This window comes from Embleya sp. NPDC127516 (assembly GCF_044765325.1).
GTDB lineage: Bacteria > Actinomycetota > Actinomycetes > Streptomycetales > Streptomycetaceae > Embleya.
Genome location: NZ_JBIWJT010000016.1, coordinates 225,246 through 240,514, shown reverse-complemented (window position 1 = coordinate 240,514; position 15,269 = coordinate 225,246). Strand labels below are relative to the sequence as shown.

General features: G+C 72.1%; 22 protein-coding genes. 6 read left to right on the top strand and 16 right to left on the bottom strand.

The features are described 5' to 3' along the window. Nucleotides 1-37: 37 nt before the first annotated feature. From ACIRL2_RS29915 to ACIRL2_RS29900, 4 genes are all read right to left on the bottom strand, one after another. Nucleotides 38-358, bottom strand: coding sequence for a DUF2516 family protein (locus tag ACIRL2_RS29915; RefSeq protein ID WP_395864717.1), 321 nt, complete (start codon nucleotides 356-358; stop codon nucleotides 38-40). 150 nt (nucleotides 359-508) lie between these two features. Further along, on the bottom strand, nucleotides 509-1,006 hold the full coding sequence (locus ACIRL2_RS29910) for a hypothetical protein (RefSeq protein ID WP_395864368.1): 498 nt from the start codon (nucleotides 1,004-1,006) through the stop codon (nucleotides 509-511). 8 nt (nucleotides 1,007-1,014) lie between these two features. After that, on the bottom strand, nucleotides 1,015-1,455 hold the full coding sequence (locus ACIRL2_RS29905; protein ID WP_395864370.1) for a helix-turn-helix domain-containing protein: 441 nt from the start codon (nucleotides 1,453-1,455) through the stop codon (nucleotides 1,015-1,017). A 95-nt stretch (nucleotides 1,456-1,550) separates the two neighbouring features. Further along, nucleotides 1,551-2,072: an ABC transporter substrate-binding protein gene (locus ACIRL2_RS29900; RefSeq protein WP_395864372.1), complete on the bottom strand. Its 522-nt coding sequence runs from the start codon at nucleotides 2,070-2,072 to the stop codon at nucleotides 1,551-1,553. Between the two features lie 82 nt (nucleotides 2,073-2,154). Here ACIRL2_RS29900 and dtd point away from each other — a divergent pair, with 82 nt between their 5' ends. Both dtd and ACIRL2_RS29890 read left to right on the top strand, forming a co-directional pair. After that, nucleotides 2,155-2,580, top strand: a complete 426-nt coding sequence (gene dtd, locus ACIRL2_RS29895) for a D-aminoacyl-tRNA deacylase (protein WP_395864374.1) — start codon at nucleotides 2,155-2,157, stop codon at nucleotides 2,578-2,580. A 145-nt stretch (nucleotides 2,581-2,725) separates the two neighbouring features. After that, nucleotides 2,726-2,914, top strand: a complete 189-nt coding sequence (locus tag ACIRL2_RS29890) for a hypothetical protein (RefSeq protein ID WP_395864376.1) — start codon at nucleotides 2,726-2,728, stop codon at nucleotides 2,912-2,914. A gap of 28 nt (nucleotides 2,915-2,942) precedes the next feature. Here the strand turns inward: ACIRL2_RS29890 and ACIRL2_RS29885 are convergent, their stop codons facing one another. The 3 genes from ACIRL2_RS29885 to ACIRL2_RS29875 form a co-directional block, all read right to left on the bottom strand. Further along, entirely contained in the window at nucleotides 2,943-3,893 is a 951-nt protein-coding gene (locus tag ACIRL2_RS29885) for a YgfZ/GcvT domain-containing protein (protein ID WP_395864378.1), read from the bottom strand. 46 nt (nucleotides 3,894-3,939) lie between these two features. After that, nucleotides 3,940-4,365: a Fur family transcriptional regulator gene (locus ACIRL2_RS29880; protein ID WP_395864380.1), complete on the bottom strand. Its 426-nt coding sequence runs from the start codon at nucleotides 4,363-4,365 to the stop codon at nucleotides 3,940-3,942. A gap of 75 nt (nucleotides 4,366-4,440) precedes the next feature. Continuing rightward, nucleotides 4,441-4,956 (bottom strand): FABP family protein, encoded by a 516-nt coding sequence (locus ACIRL2_RS29875; RefSeq protein ID WP_402236073.1) that lies wholly within the window; start codon nucleotides 4,954-4,956, stop codon nucleotides 4,441-4,443. A gap of 241 nt (nucleotides 4,957-5,197) precedes the next feature. Between ACIRL2_RS29875 and ACIRL2_RS29870 the strand changes: the two genes are divergently transcribed. Then, nucleotides 5,198-5,560 (top strand): DsrE family protein, encoded by a 363-nt coding sequence (locus ACIRL2_RS29870; RefSeq protein WP_360319300.1) that lies wholly within the window; start codon nucleotides 5,198-5,200, stop codon nucleotides 5,558-5,560. A 24-nt stretch (nucleotides 5,561-5,584) separates the two neighbouring features. Here ACIRL2_RS29870 and ACIRL2_RS29865 read toward each other — a convergent pair whose 3' ends face one another. The 9 genes from ACIRL2_RS29865 to ACIRL2_RS29825 form a co-directional block, all read right to left on the bottom strand. Beyond that, complete coding sequence (locus tag ACIRL2_RS29865) at nucleotides 5,585-5,908, bottom strand: DMT family transporter (protein ID WP_395864384.1); 324 nt, start codon at nucleotides 5,906-5,908, stop codon at nucleotides 5,585-5,587. A gap of 230 nt (nucleotides 5,909-6,138) precedes the next feature. Continuing rightward, the gene (locus ACIRL2_RS29860) at nucleotides 6,139-6,432 is read right to left on the bottom strand and encodes a DUF1416 domain-containing protein (protein ID WP_020552259.1); all 294 of its coding nucleotides are present in this window, start codon (nucleotides 6,430-6,432) and stop codon (nucleotides 6,139-6,141) included. Nucleotides 6,433-6,474: 42 nt separating this feature from the next. Then, nucleotides 6,475-7,314, bottom strand: a complete 840-nt coding sequence (locus ACIRL2_RS29855) for a sulfurtransferase (RefSeq protein WP_395864386.1) — start codon at nucleotides 7,312-7,314, stop codon at nucleotides 6,475-6,477. A 228-nt stretch (nucleotides 7,315-7,542) separates the two neighbouring features. Next, the gene (locus ACIRL2_RS29850; RefSeq protein WP_360319360.1) at nucleotides 7,543-7,626 is read right to left on the bottom strand and encodes a putative leader peptide; all 84 of its coding nucleotides are present in this window, start codon (nucleotides 7,624-7,626) and stop codon (nucleotides 7,543-7,545) included. 104 nt (nucleotides 7,627-7,730) lie between these two features. Then, the gene (locus ACIRL2_RS29845; RefSeq protein WP_402236068.1) at nucleotides 7,731-8,576 is read right to left on the bottom strand and encodes an anti-sigma factor family protein; all 846 of its coding nucleotides are present in this window, start codon (nucleotides 8,574-8,576) and stop codon (nucleotides 7,731-7,733) included. Beyond that, complete coding sequence (locus ACIRL2_RS29840; RefSeq protein ID WP_395864389.1) at nucleotides 8,573-9,223, bottom strand: sigma-70 family RNA polymerase sigma factor; 651 nt, start codon at nucleotides 9,221-9,223, stop codon at nucleotides 8,573-8,575. The genes ACIRL2_RS29845 and ACIRL2_RS29840 overlap by 4 nt, the downstream gene beginning before the upstream one ends. 116 nt (nucleotides 9,224-9,339) lie before the next feature. Continuing rightward, nucleotides 9,340-10,968 carry a hypothetical protein gene (locus tag ACIRL2_RS29835; protein ID WP_402236065.1) on the bottom strand — a complete coding sequence of 543 codons (1,629 nt, stop codon included), beginning with the start codon at nucleotides 10,966-10,968 and terminating at the stop codon, nucleotides 9,340-9,342. Further along, a complete protein-coding gene (locus ACIRL2_RS29830) occupies nucleotides 10,965-11,225 on the bottom strand; it encodes a MoaD/ThiS family protein (protein WP_395864393.1) in 261 nt (86 codons plus the stop codon). The genes ACIRL2_RS29835 and ACIRL2_RS29830 overlap by 4 nt, the downstream gene beginning before the upstream one ends. A gap of 119 nt (nucleotides 11,226-11,344) precedes the next feature. Beyond that, entirely contained in the window at nucleotides 11,345-12,103 is a 759-nt protein-coding gene (locus tag ACIRL2_RS29825) for an alpha/beta hydrolase (protein WP_395864394.1), read from the bottom strand. A 244-nt stretch (nucleotides 12,104-12,347) separates the two neighbouring features. Here ACIRL2_RS29825 and ACIRL2_RS29820 point away from each other — a divergent pair, with 244 nt between their 5' ends. The 3 genes from ACIRL2_RS29820 to mshD all read left to right on the top strand — a co-directional run bounded on the left by ACIRL2_RS29820 (nucleotide 12,348) and on the right by mshD (nucleotide 15,233). Beyond that, nucleotides 12,348-13,061, top strand: coding sequence for a winged helix-turn-helix domain-containing protein (locus ACIRL2_RS29820; protein WP_395864396.1), 714 nt, complete (start codon nucleotides 12,348-12,350; stop codon nucleotides 13,059-13,061). A 166-nt stretch (nucleotides 13,062-13,227) separates the two neighbouring features. Beyond that, nucleotides 13,228-14,247, top strand: a complete 1,020-nt coding sequence (locus ACIRL2_RS29815; RefSeq protein ID WP_395864397.1) for a LacI family DNA-binding transcriptional regulator — start codon at nucleotides 13,228-13,230, stop codon at nucleotides 14,245-14,247. A 44-nt stretch (nucleotides 14,248-14,291) separates the two neighbouring features. Further along, nucleotides 14,292-15,233: a mycothiol synthase gene (gene mshD, locus ACIRL2_RS29810; RefSeq protein WP_395864399.1), complete on the top strand. Its 942-nt coding sequence runs from the start codon at nucleotides 14,292-14,294 to the stop codon at nucleotides 15,231-15,233. Nucleotides 15,234-15,269: the final 36 nt, after the last annotated feature.

Below are 15,269 nucleotides of genomic sequence, written 5' to 3'. Positions count from 1 at the left end.
CCCGGCCGGTCGGGCACCGCGGGTCGGGCCCGGCGGTTCACCAGGGGCCGTACGGCCCCATGTTGCGACCGCCGCCTCGACCGCCGGCGACCTCCTTGAGCGCGGGCCGCACGTCGACGAGGTAGACGATCGCCGCGACCAGGCCCGCGAGCATCAGGATCAGACCCAGGCCGATCGGCAGCACGTCGACCACGACCGCGACACCGAGCACGATCAGCCAGAAGGACTTCTTCTTCTTGTCCGCCGCGCGGTAGGCGTCCTCGCGCCGGAAGGCGGCGTCGAACAGGCAGAACACCTTGAGCAGCAGGATGCCGAGGAACAGCCAGGTCAGCACCTGGTCGAACTTGGCCGTCAGCAGACCATCGGCCATGGCCAGTTCCATCGATCCTCCTCTGCGCGGCCGCCGTGTGCCGCCACGTGGTGCGGGGATTCCAGTCTGGCATGCCCGATGCCGCCTCGGCGGTTGCCGAGGCGGCATCGGGTGCGCCGGTGTGCGTGGGACCGAGGGTCAGGCCTTGGTGCCGGCGGTCGGCTTGGAGCCCGAGTCGCCGACCTTGCCGGCCGCCTGCTCGACGGCGTCGGCCGCCGCGTCGGCGGCCTTGGCGGCGGCGGTCGCCGCGGACTTCGCCTGCGCCTTGGCGTTCGCCGCACCACGCCGCGCCGCGGTCGTGGTGGCCTTGGCCTTGCTCTCGGTGGTGCTCACGGCCGCCTTGGCCCGCTTGGTGCTCTCCTGCCGGTCGACCCGCTTGACCAGCTTCTCGCCGCGCGCGGCGAGGTCCTCGTAGAGCTCCTTGGCCTTGTCCACCTGGGACTTGGCGAAGGTCTGGGTGCGGTCGGGCAGCGTCTGCAGACGCTCGCGCAGCACCTTGGGGTCGGTGGTGACCTCGACCCGGAAGCGCTCGGGCAACTCGCGCAGCTTCTCCACCACCAGGTCGCCGGCACCGGCGACGGCGTACAGCGGGGTGGTGTCGGTCAGGGTCTTCTTCAGTTCCGTGGCGATTGCCATGGTGTTCCTCACTCTTCGGGATCGAGGTTCTCGGTTGCGGCCCGGCCGGCCCTGCCGTTCTCGGTTCCGTCGGTGGCGCCCCGTTCGTCCCGCACGGCGCCGTCCTGCGCGTTCTCCTTGCGGAATGCCTCGTAGATCTCGATGAGGACCCGCTTCTGGCGGTCGTTGATCGTCGGATCCGCCATGATCGCGGTGCGCACCTCACGGTCACCCTCCTCGCGCTCGTCGAGGATGCCCGCCTGCACGTAGAGCGTTTCCGCCGAGATGCGGAGCGCCTTGGCGATCTGTTGCAGGATCTCCGCGCTCGGCCGCCGCAAACCGCGCTCGATCTGGCTCAGATAGGGGTTCGAGACCCCGGCCGCCTCGGCGAGTTGCCGAAGCGAATATTGCGCGTTGCGGCGTTGCTCCCGGATGTACTCACCCAGCGAGCCGACGTTCAGACCTGCCATGGCTCCAGCATGCACAGATCGTGCTTGCTATTGCAAGCACCCTGCTAGCAACCGCATGCGGAGTCGATCGTGCCGCTTGTTCGGACCCGACGTGGTCATCGGCCCGACAGCAGGTCCTCCACCTTCGCCTCGCCCTCGCGGTAGCGGCGGGTGATCTCGGCTGCGCAGTCGTCGGCGGTGCGCTGGAGGCGGTGCCGGCGCGAGGACACCTCCTGCTCGTGGGCGCCGAGCTTGTCCAGCGCCTCGCCCAGTTCCGCATCGGTGTGCGCGGCCAGGTCGGACAGGCCCACGTCGGCCAGCAGTTGCTCGATCCAACTCCGGTAGCGGTCGGTGCGCGGCGGCTGGACGTTGACGTGCCGCGCGCCCCGGGTGGGCGGTCTGGACTCGGACAGGATCTCGGGCAGCCGGCCCACCACCGGCGATTCGGGTTCGGCACCGTCCTGGCCGGACCGCCGGGCCAGTTCGGCGCGCAGGATGTCGATCCGCCCTTGCAGCAGTCTCCGCAGGTAGGACAGATCGTTCTCCTCGCGCTGGGCGTCACGCATGAGCTCGCGAACCCGACTCAGCGTGAGTGCGCGGATGGCCTCCGGGGCCACTCCGTCGGGAAGATCCACCATGAGACGCATCGTGTCATGTCGGGCAGACCGCCGCGTGCCACATGGCTCGGAATCGGTCCGGACGGGTGTGCAGAATGGGCCCATGCGTGCCGTCCTGCAGGTCGTGACCGAAGCATCCGTGACCGTCGAAGGGGAGGTCGTCGGCTCGATCGTGGGCCCCGGACTGTGCGTCCTGGTCGGCGTGACGCACACCGACACTCCCGAGATCGCCCGCCGACTGGCCGCGAAGTTGTGGAGCCTGCGCGTCCTGGACGGCGAGAAGTCCTGCTCGGACCTGTCCGCGCCGCTGCTGGTGATCAGCCAGTTCACCCTGTACGGCGATGCCCGCAAGGGTCGTCGACCGACCTGGAACGAGGCCGCGCCGGGCCCGGTCGCCGAACCCCTGGTGGCCGAGGTCGTCGCGGCACTGCGCGCGCTGGGCGCGCAGGTGGCCACCGGCGTGTTCGGCGCCGACATGAAGGTCGCGCTCGTCAACGACGGCCCGATGACCCTCGTCGTGGACATGTGACCGGCGCACGCAACCCCCACGACCCCCGCCGGTGAGCCGGACGCGCGCCCCGGCGATTCTCGTTCCCGGGGGTTCTCCCCATGTTCGCGGGCCCCGCGGGGAAGCAGAATGGGCGTCGGGTACACCGACCGAAAGGGGTTGGACCATGTCGCACCGCGGGCCGTACATCGCGGCCGGGATCGTCGTCGCCATCATCGCGCTGATCGTGTTGCCGTCGTGGATCGCCTGGACCGTCGTGGCGGTCGCGATCGGCCTGCCGGTCGTCGCCTACTTCACCCTGGACCGCTCGCAGCGGCGGCGCCTGCACCGCATCCGCCGCCGCGAGATCCGCTAGCCGAAGGGCCCGCCCGGGCCGACGAGGACTACGCGGGGACCACGATCTCCTGGGTGGCCGGCACGCCGCCGGCCAGGAGTTCCGCGTCCACCGCGGTGTTGCGCTTGATCAGCGCCAGCGCGATCGGGCCGAGTTCGTGGTGGCGCACCGCGCTGGTGACGAAGCCGACCTGCCGGCCCGCGAGTTCGACCGGCGCGCCGTGCGCGGGCAGCGCCTCCGGCGTGCCGTCCAGGTGCAGGAAGACCAGCCGGCGCGGCGGGCGGCCCAGGTTGTGCACGCGCGCGACGGTCTCCTGGCCCCGGTAGCAGCCCTTGTCCAGGTGCACGGCGGTGTCGATCAGACCCAGCTCGTGCACGATCGTGCGGTGATCGGTCTCCTGGCCCAGCCGGGGCCGGTACGCGGCGATCCGCAGCGCCTCGTACGCCCACATGCCGGCCGGGTGCGCGTGCTCGCGGCCGTACCGCTCCAGGCGCTCGCGCGGCAGGAACAGTTCGCGGCCGTGATCCGTGGCGCGCACCAGCACCTCCTCGGGCGTGTCGCCGGGGTCGCCCGCCTCGTGCACGATCGCGAAGTCGGCGGACACGTCCGCGACCTCGACCCGCAACATGAAGCGCATCCGGTCCAGGAACTCGACCAGCGCGGGCGCCTCGCCGGGCTCCAGGTGGGCCCAGAACGCCTCGCCGTCGTCCACCCCGTACAGCGCGTGCTCGATGTGCCCGTGCGGGCTCAGCACGAGGGTCAGCGTCGCCTCGTGCGGCTTCAGGTCGGTCAGGTGTTGCGTGGTCAGCGAGTGCAGCCAGCTCAGCCGATCCGGACCGCTCACCTTGATCACGTCGTGGTGGGAGAGGTCGACGAAGCCCTCGCCCGCCTCCAGCCGACGTTGTTCGCGCAGGGGATCGCCGTAGTGCGCGGCGACGCCGGCGTCGGGGGCTTCCGCCGCGACCGCGCCGGGCAGGGACAACAAGGGGCTCGTGGGCATGTCCCCACAGTACGAGACCGGTGCGGCCCAGTGCCGTTGCCCCGGTTCAGGGAACCCGGGCCGCGGTGCACTCTGCGCAGCGGCCGAAGATCGCGAAGTGCGCGAGATCGATGTCGAATCCGTGCTCGGCGCGCAGTTGCTCGCCCATCGCCGCGGCCACTTCGGTGCCCACCTCGATCACCCGACGGCAGTCCCGGCAGACCAGGTGCAGATGGCCCCCGACGTCGGCCGGGTGGTAGGTCGGCGCGCCGTGCCCGAGGTGGGTGTGGGTGACCAGGTCGAGTTGTTCGAGCAGTTCCAGGGTGCGGTAGACGGTCGAGATGTTGATCCCGCCGGCCGTCTTGTGCACCTCGGCCAGGATCTCGTCCGGCGTCGCGTGACCCAGGGTGTTCACCGCTTCGAGGACGAGTTGGCGTTGCGGCGTGAGCCGGTAGCCCTTCTCCCGAAGTTCGTGCTTCCAGTCAGTGCTCACGCAGGGAAGTTTACGAGTGCGGGCCGGTCCCCGGGCTCCTCGGCGCGGTCGCGTCCGGTTCGGCGCCGTCCGGCGCTATTCGGCCGCGAGGTCGGCGTCGACCCGCTTGAGCTGGGCGGAGACGTGGGCCTGGAGCGGATGCCCCATGGCGGCCATATCGTACGCGTACATCAACTCGCTCTTGACCAGACCGTACAGCCGGTGGCCCGCGGTGTAGTCCTTCGCGTCCTCGGTGCGCGCGACCACGTCGGTGCGCATCTCCAGGCGCGGGCCGTCCACCTTGCCCAGCCAGATCTCCACGATCCCGGTGGGGTGCGCGAGGGTCACGTCGACCGAACCGTCCAGCTTCGAACGCCAGAAGCCGGTCTCGGTCGCCAGCGGGCGCACCCGCTCACCCTCGTCGTCGAGCAGCCAGGTGCGCGAGGTGTAGGTGAGGAACGGCTTGTTCGCGATGTAGCCGAAGGTGACCTGCTGACCGAAGCGGAACGCCTCGATGGTCGGGTAGTCGCCGACACCGGCGCCTTCCCAGGTGCCGAGCAGGAACGCGAGCGGGACGGCGTCGAAGTGCAGGTCGTCCGGGATTTCGATCATGGTGGGGCGGCCGCTTCCGGGGTCGGGTACGGCGGGTCAGCCTATCGGTCCCGCGCTCAGTTCTGGCCCTTGTACAGCTTGGACACGGTCAGGGCGGCGAACCACGCGACGAGGACGCCGACCACGGCCAGCAGCGCAATGAAGAAGATGTGCATCGCCCGGGTGCTCCTCGTGCTCTGTACGGGTGGGCCAGGTCGACCTGGCCGGGTGCCAAACGGCCTCAGTGTATAGGCTGCGGGCCGTGAAGCGATCTCTCGTGGTCAAGGTCACCGCAGGTCAGGACGCGCCGGAGCGCTGCTCCCAGGCGTTCACGGTGGCATCCGTGGCGCTCGCGTCGGGAGTGGACGTGTCGCTGTGGCTCACCGGCGAGTCGTCCTGGTTCGCCCTGCCCGGGCGCGCCGCCGAGTTCGAACTCCCGCACGCCGCGCCGCTGCCGGATCTGCTCGACGCGCTGATCGCGGGCGGTCGGGTGACGCTGTGCACGCAGTGCGCGGCGCGCCGCGAGATCACCGGCGACGACGTGTTGCCGGGGATCCGGATCGCGGGCGCGCAGGTGTTCGTTCAGGAGGCGCTCGCCGACGGCGCCCAGGCGTTGGTGTACTGACCGATCGGCCGCGCGGCTTCGCGGTCAGTGGCTGATTCCGGAGATGTTCAGGCCGATCACGCCGAGCAGGACCAGGCCGATCGAGATCAGTTTGAGCGGCGACGCGCCCTCGTTCAGGAGCCAGATGCCCACGAGCGCGGTGCCCGCCGCGCCGATCCCGGTCCACACCGCGTACGCGGGGCCCACCTCCAGGGATTTGAGCGCGTAGGTGAGCAGCCCGAAACTGCCCAGCGCGCACGCGGCGAAGCCGACGGTGGGCCACAACCGGGTGAATCCGTGGCTCTGCTTGAGCATGATGGCGAATCCGGTCTCCAGGACTCCCGCGATGATCACGATCACCCATGCCACGTGTGCCTCCCGGCGTCGCGCCCTGCTTCCGGTGCCCCGCCCCGAAAGATCCGCCCGAGGCGGATCCCCCGAAGATACGGAAACCTTTCTGCCCCGACGACCCGGGGCACACACCAAAAACGACCCCGCCCCTCCCCCGAGCACGTGGGGAGGGGCGGAGCCGTTCTTGCCACCGATCGGGTAGCGGGTTCCGAGGGTGTACGTCCGAAGGAGACCCGACCCGTCGGGGATCAGACCGCGATCTCGACCTCGGCGACGGTGCCCTTCTCGGACACCACGACGCTGCGGTCCACGGTCGCGCCGGGCACGAGTGCCCGCACGGTCCAGTTGCCCGGGGCCGCGAAGAACCGGAACTGGCCGGTCGCGGAAGTGGGCACCTCGGCGGTGAAGTCGCCACCCGCGTCGAGCAGGCGCACGTAACCGTTGATCGGCTGCCCGCCCTTGGTCACCGCCCCCTGAATGATGGTTTCCTTCGCCACGTCAACTCCTGCCAGATCCGGGCCGCCGGCCTTCGCACCGCACATCGTTCCTGCTCCCTGAAGTCGGGTTGGTCGGGTAGCCGTCGGTCACTTGCCGTCGCCGAGCTCGATCGGCACGCCGACCAGCGCGCCGTACTCGGTCCACGAACCGTCGTAGTTGCGGACGTTGCCCTGCTCCAGCAGCTCGTGCAGGACGAACCACGTGTGCGCCGAGCGCTCGCCGATCCGGCAGTAGGCGATGGTGTCCTTCGCCAGGTCCACGCCCTCGCCCTCGTACAGCGCGGTGAGCTCCTCGTTGGTCTTGAAGGTGCCGTCGTCGTTGGCGGCCTTCGACCACGGGATGTTCTTCGCGGTCGGCACGTGGCCGGCCTTCTGCGACTGCTCCTGCGGCAGGTGCGCCGGGGCGAGCAGCTTGCCGGAGAACTCGTCGGGCGAACGCACGTCGACCAGGTTCAGCGTGCCGATCGCGGCGAGCACGTCGTCGCGCCAGGCGCGGATCGACTTGTCCTGCTCCTTGGCCACGTAGGTGGTCGCGGCGCGCTCGGGCACCTCGACGACCAGCTCACGCGAGTCGAGCTCCCACTTCTTGCGACCGCCGTCGAGCAGCTTGACGTCGCCGTGGCCGTAGAGCTTGAAGTACCAGTAGGCGTAGGACGCGAACCAGTTGTTGTTGCCGCCGTAGAGCACGACGGTGTCGTCGTTGGAGATGCCCTTGGCCGACAGCAGCGCGGAGAAGCCGGCCTCGTCGACGAAGTCGCGCTTGACCGGGTCCTGGAGGTCGTCGCGCCAGTCGATGCGCACCGCACCGCGGATGTGGTTCTTGACGTAGGCGCTGGTGTCCTCGTCGACCTCGACGAGGACGACCTTCGGGTCGTCCAGGCGGGCCTGGACCCAGTCGGCGTCTACCAGAACGTCGGAGCGGCTCATGGGGATACCTCCGGTGCAGAAGTGCGCGGGATTGCCGCGGATGTGCGGTCTCGGGGTACACCCGGGCGTGCCGCGGCGCCGCGGCAGGCGGGGGTGTGGGTGTGTCCGTGGTTGCTACGCGGGGGCCGGGTGCCCGTTCCACCGCGTCGTCACACGGTTCGGGTCCCGGGTCCGACGGTCGGTCGCGATCCGCCTCGGGCGCATCGCCGATCGACGACTGTCGGCAAGTCAGTCAGCGCAACACAGGCAGGTCTGCGTGCGGCACAGGTCCACTGCGCGCCGCTTGGTGAGGTCGTCCGCCTGTCGCTTCACACCATCGATCGTAGGGAGGGTGGGCCACTCGTGTCATGCACGGCCCAAGATGTGAGACAAAATTGTCCGCCCATTGAGATGGGCGGACAATTGGCACCGCTTTGTCATGGTTGGGCGGGCGGGATCTCCAGCAGTTCCGCGCCGTCGCCGACGGTTTTGACGGCGAATCGGGTGATCTCCCCGACCGGGATGCTGGTCGCGCCCCGGATCGGGTCGCCGGGGCCGTAGTCGCCGTTCGGGACCACCCACGAGGACGCCGTCTCCACCCGCCCCCGGGTGCCGTAGACGTCGAGCTGACAACGGGTGCCCGGCCGGATGCCGGACAGCGACAGGTCCACGCTGCTGCCCCACGCGGTGGCGGCGTAGCGCAATTCGGCGCCCATGCCCGAGCGCGGGTCGCCGCCGCGGGCGATCCGAAGGCCCGGCAATCCGGGCGGCGCCGCGGTCCCGGCCGGACCGGCCGTCGCGGTCGGGCGCCCCGGGGGCGCGGTCGTCGACGGTGCGCCGGCCGCGTCGCCGGTGTCCGAGGAGTCGCCGAGGGCCCAACCGGTGAGCCCCGCGAGGACCATCAACACGGCCGCCGCGGCGGCCACCGCATGGCGCGACCGGCGGCGCCGATCCGCCTGTCGGGCCGCGGCGGACAACACGCGTGCGGGCACGACGCCGTTCGCGGCCGCGCCGCTTGCCTGCGCCTCGGCCGCGGTCAGCCGGGCGAGCAGGGTGGGCAGGCCCGCGAGTTCTTCGTACTCGGCCCGGCAGCGCGGGCACGTGGCCACGTGTTGACGGACCCGGGCGGCCTCGTTCTCGTCGAGGGCGCCGACCACGAACGCGCCGAGGTCCAGGCGGGCCACCGCGCAGCCCAGCCGGGCGGGTGGGCCCGCCGGCTTCGGCGGATGCGCGTCGGGAGCGGCGCCGCTCGCCGCCGCGTTCTCGTCCCCGGTGTCCGTCACGGGACCAACCCCCTTTCCTCCAAGGCCACGCGCAGCGCTCGCAGCGCGTAGTACGTCCGTGATTTGACCGTGCCCTCGGGTACTCCCAGGGCCTTGGCCGCGTCGGCCACCGAACTGCCCCGGTAGTAGGTCTCCAACAACACCGCGCGGTGCTCGGGGCTCAGCGCGGCCATCGCGTCGGCGACGTCCCACGCGAGCACGGCCCGGTCGAACTCGGCCTCGGCGCCCTCGTCCGCCACCGTCGCCAGCGCCGCGTCGCCGGTCTCGGGCGGGCGGGCCTTGCGGGCCCGCCCGACGTCGATCACCACGTTGCGGGCCACCGTGCACAGCCAGCCCCGGACCGAGCCTCGGGTGGGGTCCAGCGCCTCGGGGTGGCGCCACGCGCGCAGCAGCGTCTCCTGGACCACGTCCTCGGCCCAGGCCCGATCGCCGCCGGTCAGCCGCAGCGCGAAACCCAGCAGCGGGCCGCCGTGTTCGAGGTAGAGCGTGCGGATGACCGCCTCGTCGGCGGTGGATATTCGGGACGCCGAGTGCAGCGGGTCGGCGGCGGGACGGTCGTCCCCGCGAGCGGGACGGGCCAGGAAGGCCCGAGCCGCCGCCGGGTCCGCCTGCGCCTCGGCGCCGAGCAGTTCCGAACGATGCGTCACACCCGCCATACGGGCGGGCGGGTCCGGCGGTTCATCCCGGCTCCCGGGGCGGGACCGGCGGTATATCCACGGCATGGCCGCATCCTCCCGTGGCGGAGCCGCCGCCGTACGGTCAATCAGCCGATCATGACCCGTCCCAGCAGGTACGCGGCCGGCGCGGCGAGCGCGAGCGGCAGGGACACACCGGCGGTGAAGTGCACGAACCTGGACGGATGGTCGTAGCCGGCGATCCGCCGGCCGAGCAGCCCGAGCGCCGCGGCGCCGGCGCCGAGCAGCGCGGCGTACGGCGCCTCGCCGCCGAGCGCGATGCCCGCGCCCGCGCCGGCCGCGGCGCCCAGCAGCCAGGACGGGATCGGTGCCACGGCCGGCGGCAGCGGCACCGCCCGGACCAGCGTCGCGACACCGGCCGCGAACACCGCGGCGACCACGGCCGCGCCCGCGTCGATCGGCCCGCCCTCGAGGTCGCCTGCGACCAGGTAGGCGACGTCGAACGCGGCGATCAGCGCGGCGGACGTGGTCACGGTGAGCGCGGGCAACAACTCGCCCGGTCGGGCTCCGCTCCGGGCCTGGAGCGCGAGCACCACCAGCAGCGTGCAGGCGAGCACGGCCGGCACGCTCGCGAGCCCCTGCTCGCCCTTGGCGTACACCGCGATGTCGGTGGCGAAGGCGGCGAGCACGACCAGCGCGATGCCCTGGCGCGCGGGCCACATGCCGTTGAGCCGGAACCACCCGGCGGCGGTGAGCACTTGCAGGAACGCGACGCCGAGCACGAGGGCCGGCTTGCCGGCGATCGCGGTCACCGCCAGGACCGCGGCCAGGCCGACCGTGCACAGCGCCGGCAACATGCCCGGCGGATCCCAGATCGGCGTCCGGGGCGTCCGCGCGGCCCGCGTGGACGGCTCGCCCGTGCGCTGGGCGGGCACCCGCGCGACCCGACGACCGGTGCCGACGGCGGGCTCGAGGGCGGGCTCGAGGGCGGTGGCCCCGGCCGCGTCGAGGGCGTGGTCCGCGTCGTAGTCGGTCCCCGGGTAGTCGGTCCCGGAGTAATCGGTCCCGGAGTAGTCGGTCCCGGAGTAATCGGTCCCGGCGTAGTCGGCGCGCCCCTCGTCGTAGAGGTCGACCTCGGCCCCGTACCCGCCGGAGTGGTCCGTCCCGGCCTCGGGAAGCGGCTCGACGATCGCCGGCAGCACGCTCGTCGCGCCGTCCTGGTCCGGGTATCCCGAGCCGTACGCGTCGTCCCGGCCGGATTCGGCGAGCGCGGGCGACATCTCCGTCGCGTCCGGGTAGCCGTACCCCCCGCCGGGCCCGCTCGGGACCGGCTCGGCGTACGCCTGCGGAGGGGACTCCTGCGGATAGGACCCCTGCTGGGGGTAGGGCTCCTGTGCATAAGGCTCCGGCGCGTAGGACTCCGGCTCGTAGCCCTGCGCGGCGTAACTCCCGTGCGACCCGTCCGGCCCGGCGTAGGACTGTTGCGGGTAGCCGTGGCCGCCGTGCTCGACGGGCTGCGCGTACGGCCCGGGCTCGGCGTGGCCGCCGCCCTGGTGTGGCCCCCCGTACGCCTCGCCGGCCGGGGCGCCGTACGGCTCGCCGTAGTGCTCCCCGGCCGGTGCGAAGGCCGGTTCGCCGTAGCCGGGTCCCGACGCGCCCGGGTCGGCCTGCGGGTCGCCCTGGTACATCGCCGCCGGGTCGTACCCGCCCGGCTCCTCGTATCGGTCGCCCGTCGGGCGTCCGCGTCGCCCGCTCATCCGCCGGCGAAGGGGGGCAGGACCTCGACGGTGCCGCCCTCGGTCAGGGTGATCGCCGAGTGGTCGCGCAGTCCCACCGGATCGCCGTCCACGACGAAGGAGCAGTTCGCGACGACCGCGCCGAAGCGGGTCGAGTCGCCGTGCCGCTCTCGGGCCCGCCGCAGCGCGTCGGCGAGGGTGACCGCGTCGTACGGCTCCTCGGGCGTGCCCGCGGCTTCCTTCGCCGCGGCCCAGTACCGCATGGTGCCGACCGCCATCGCGCGCCCTCCCGTGTGTCCGTGTGTGCGTCCGCGGCTGGTGTGCCCGAACGGCGCCGAAGTGTGCAGCATCCATGATGACGCCTCCCGACGGGCCGTTCGGTCCCCCGGCACCCGGATCACCCCTCGGCGTGCGCCCGGGCCCACCGCGCGATCCGGTCCACCAGGTCGGCGCCGACCGCGTTCTCGGCGTGGCCGAGGCCGGGCTCGATCCACAGGTCCTTCGGGGCTCCGGCCGCGTCGTGGATCTGTCGGGGGTGGTCCAACGGGAAATACGGGTCGCTGTCGCCGTGCACCACGAGCAGCGGCGTGGGCGCGATCGCCGCGGCGGCCTCGAACGGGGCGAGCGGCACCGGATCCCACGTTCGGGCGGAGATCCGGGTGCGCAGCACGAAGCGGGCCACCGCCCGCCCGGTCCGGCGCTCGATCGCGAAGTGCACCCGGCGCATCGGCGGGGTGTCCCGGTAGTACCAGCGGGCCGGCGCGCTCACCGCGACCACCGCCGCGACGCCGTCGTACAGCGCCGCGTGCCGCAGCACGACGCTGCCGCCCATCGAGAAGCCGACCGTGACCACCCGTCGGTAGCCGAGCCTGCGGGCCCATCCGACCGCCGCCTCCAGGTCGCGCACCTCGCGATCGCCCACCGTGCTCAGCCCCGTGGACGCGCCGTGGCCGCGGAAGTCGAAACCGATCACCCCGCCGTGCGCGCGCAGCCCGTCCAGCACCGCGCCGACGGCCGGCCGACGCCACGAACCGGTGAACCCGTGGGCGACCACGAAGACCCGATCGCGGGTGCCGACATCGGCTCCGGGTCGGTGGACGGCGCTGATCCGCACGTCGTCGTCGGTGATCAGGACGGCCTGCTCGGGTGCAGGCATTCCGGTGAAAGACGGACCCGAAGGTGTCCGCAGTGCGGGAAGATCCCCGGGTAGGTCGGTTCCTCGAGACATGTTCGCTATCCTGACCCCGCAGGCTCACCTCCGATGACGGGCACACCCCACGGACCCCAGAAGTGGTTCCCGAACGGTTACGGAATCGGACGAGCCGGCGACCAATGAAGGATCCGGGCGACGATGCCCCGGGTCCTTTCGTGTTTCTGTGCCTGTTTTGGGAGGTGTCCCGTTGAGTGCACTGCTGCTGCTCACGAACGCGCTCCAGCCGTCGGCCGAGGTGCTGCCCGCGCTCGGTCTGCTGCTGCACCAGGTACGCGTGGCCCCGGCGGAGGCCTCCGCGCTGGTCGACGCGCCCGCCGCGGACGTCATCCTGGTCGACGGCCGGCGTGACCTCCCCCAGGTGCGCAGCCTGTGCAGGGTCTTGCGCACCACCGGGGTCGGTGCCCCGCTGGTGCTGGTGGCCACCGAAGGCGGCCTGGCCGCGCTGACCGCGGACTGGGGGGTCGACGACGTCCTGCTGGACACCGCCGGGCCCGCCGAGGTCGAGGCCCGGTTGCGGCTGGCGATCGGCCGGCTCCAGGCGGCGCAGGGCGCGGAGGACGAGCCCACCGAGATCCGCAACGGCGACCTGAGCATCGACGAGGCCACCTACAGCGCGAAGCTGCGCGGCCGGGTGCTCGATCTGACGTTCAAGGAGTTCGAGCTGATCAAGTACCTCGCGCAGCACCCGGGCCGGGTGTTCACCCGGGCCCAGTTGTTGCAGGAGGTGTGGGGATACGACTACTTCGGCGGCACCCGCACGGTCGACGTGCACGTACGCCGACTGCGCGCGAAACTCGGGCCCGAGCACGAGTCGTTGATCGGCACGGTGCGCAACGTCGGCTACCGGTTCGTGGTGCCCGATCGGGGCGTGGGCGAGCCCGCGCTTGCCGACCGCACGTGATCCACCCCTCGGCGCCGGGCCCGTCGATCGACCCGACGGGGCGTCACATCCCTTGCCCACACGCACAAAGCAGACTTATCCGGAGCAACACGGAGGACCATCCCGTCCCGCGTCCAGGTTGTGAACTCCCGTGAGTCGCGCCGGTCGCCGTCCCTACAATGACCGGGTGCCCAAAGTGACCCGCGACGACGTCGCCCGCCTCGCGGGGACCTCCACCGCGGTGGTCTCCTACGTCGTCAACAACGGCCCGCGCCCGGTCGCGCCGGCCACGCGCGAGCGTGTGCTCGCGGCGATAGACAAGCTGGGTTACCGGCCCGACAGTGTGGCCCAGGCGATGGCCAGCCGCCGGACCAACCTGATCGGCCTGGTGATCCCCGACGCCCGACAGCCGTTCTTCGCCGAACTCGCGCACACCGTCGAGCAGGCCGCGTTCGAACAGGGCCGGTTGGTGCTGATCGGCAACTCCGACTACGAGGACGACCGCGAGCTGCACTACGTGCGCGCGTTCCTGGGCATGCAGGTGTCCGGACTCGTGCTGGTCAGCCAGGGCCCCTCCGAGCGCGCCGCGCGCGAGATCGCCACCCGGGACGTCCGGGTGGTGCTGATGCACCGTCAGCCCGACGCGCTGGGCGGCGACGCGGTCATCGTGGACGACGTGGAGGGCGCCTACACGGCGGTCCGCCACCTGCTCGACACCCACGGCTTCACCCGGGTGGACTGCCTGGGCGGCCCGCCCAGCACACCGGACTCGGGCGACCCGGTCACCGACCACGTCACCGGTTGGCGGCGGGCGATGGCCGAACGCGGGCTGCCCACCGACGGTCTGCTGCACGAGGCGCCGTTCGGCCGGTTCGGCGCCTACCAGGTCGCGCTGTCGCTGCTGACCGGCCCGGATCGGCCCCGGGCGCTGTTCTGCTCGACCGACGACCAGGCGATGGGTGTCCTGCACGCGGCGCGCGAGGCGGGCCTGCGGGTACCGGACGACCTCGCCGTGGTCGGCTTCGACGACATCGCCGAGGCGGCGATCGCCGATCCGCCGCTGACCACGGTGACCTCGGACCGGCCGGGCATGGCCCGCGCGGCGGTCGAGCTGGCCCTGGAGCGCGAACCGGCCGCGGCCGGCGACCCCAGGGTGCGTACCTTCCCGTCCACGCTGGTGGTCCGGCGAAGCTGCGGCTGCGGCTGACGGCGGCGCGACGACCCGAGGCGGCGCTCAGTACCGTAAAGGCCATGGACCTCGCGGATGTGTCGATCGAGACGGTGAATCGGGCCTCGGCGCAGGACGCCGAAGCCGTACTGGCCCTGGCGGAGACGGCGGCCGGCGTCGACGGTGCCTCGCCGCTGTCCGAACAGTCCCGGCTGGAGTTGCGGCACGGCGCGCCGGCGGCGCGCGAGGTGCTCGCCCACCACGGCGACACGATCGTCGGCTTCGCGCACCTGGACGGCTCGGACCCCGTGGACGGTCCGTCCGCCGAGTTGTTCGTCGCACCGCACGCGCGCGGCGGGGGCCTGGGCCGGGCGCTGCTGGAAGCGCTGGTGACCGAGGCCGCCCACATCGACGGGGACGGCAGGCTGCGGGTGTGGGCGCACGGCAAGCTGCCCGCGGCCGAGCGGCTGGCCGCGGCACTCGGCTTCACCGCGTTCCGTGAGCTGTGGCAGATGCGTCGCGCGGCCGGTACCGCGGTGCCCGACCTGGACGTGCCCGCCGACGTGCGGCTGCGCGCCTTTACCCCCGGCACCGACGACCGGGCCTGGCTGGCGCTCAACGCCAAGGCCTTCGCACACCACCCCGAGCAGGGCGCGTGGACCGCGGACGACCTGCGCCGGCGGTTCGCCGAGCCGTGGTTCGACCCGGCCGGCTTCTTCCTCGCCGAGGACACGAACAGCGGCGAACTGCTCGGTTTCCACTGGACCAAGACGCACCCCGCGACCGCGGACTCGGGCCCGCTGGGCGAGGTGTACGTGGTCGGTGTCGACCCGGCGGCCCAGGGCCGCGGGCTGGGCGCGCTGCTGACCTCGGTGGGTCTGCGGCACCTGGCCCAGCACACCGTCGACGGTCGTCCGCTTGCCGAAATACTGCTTTATGTGGACGCGGACAACGAGGCGGCGGTCAAGGTGTACACCCGTTTGGGCTTTCGCGTGCATACCGTCGATGTGATGTACCGACGCTGAACACCGTGTGAAACCTGGCGAACATCTGTTTCGGGT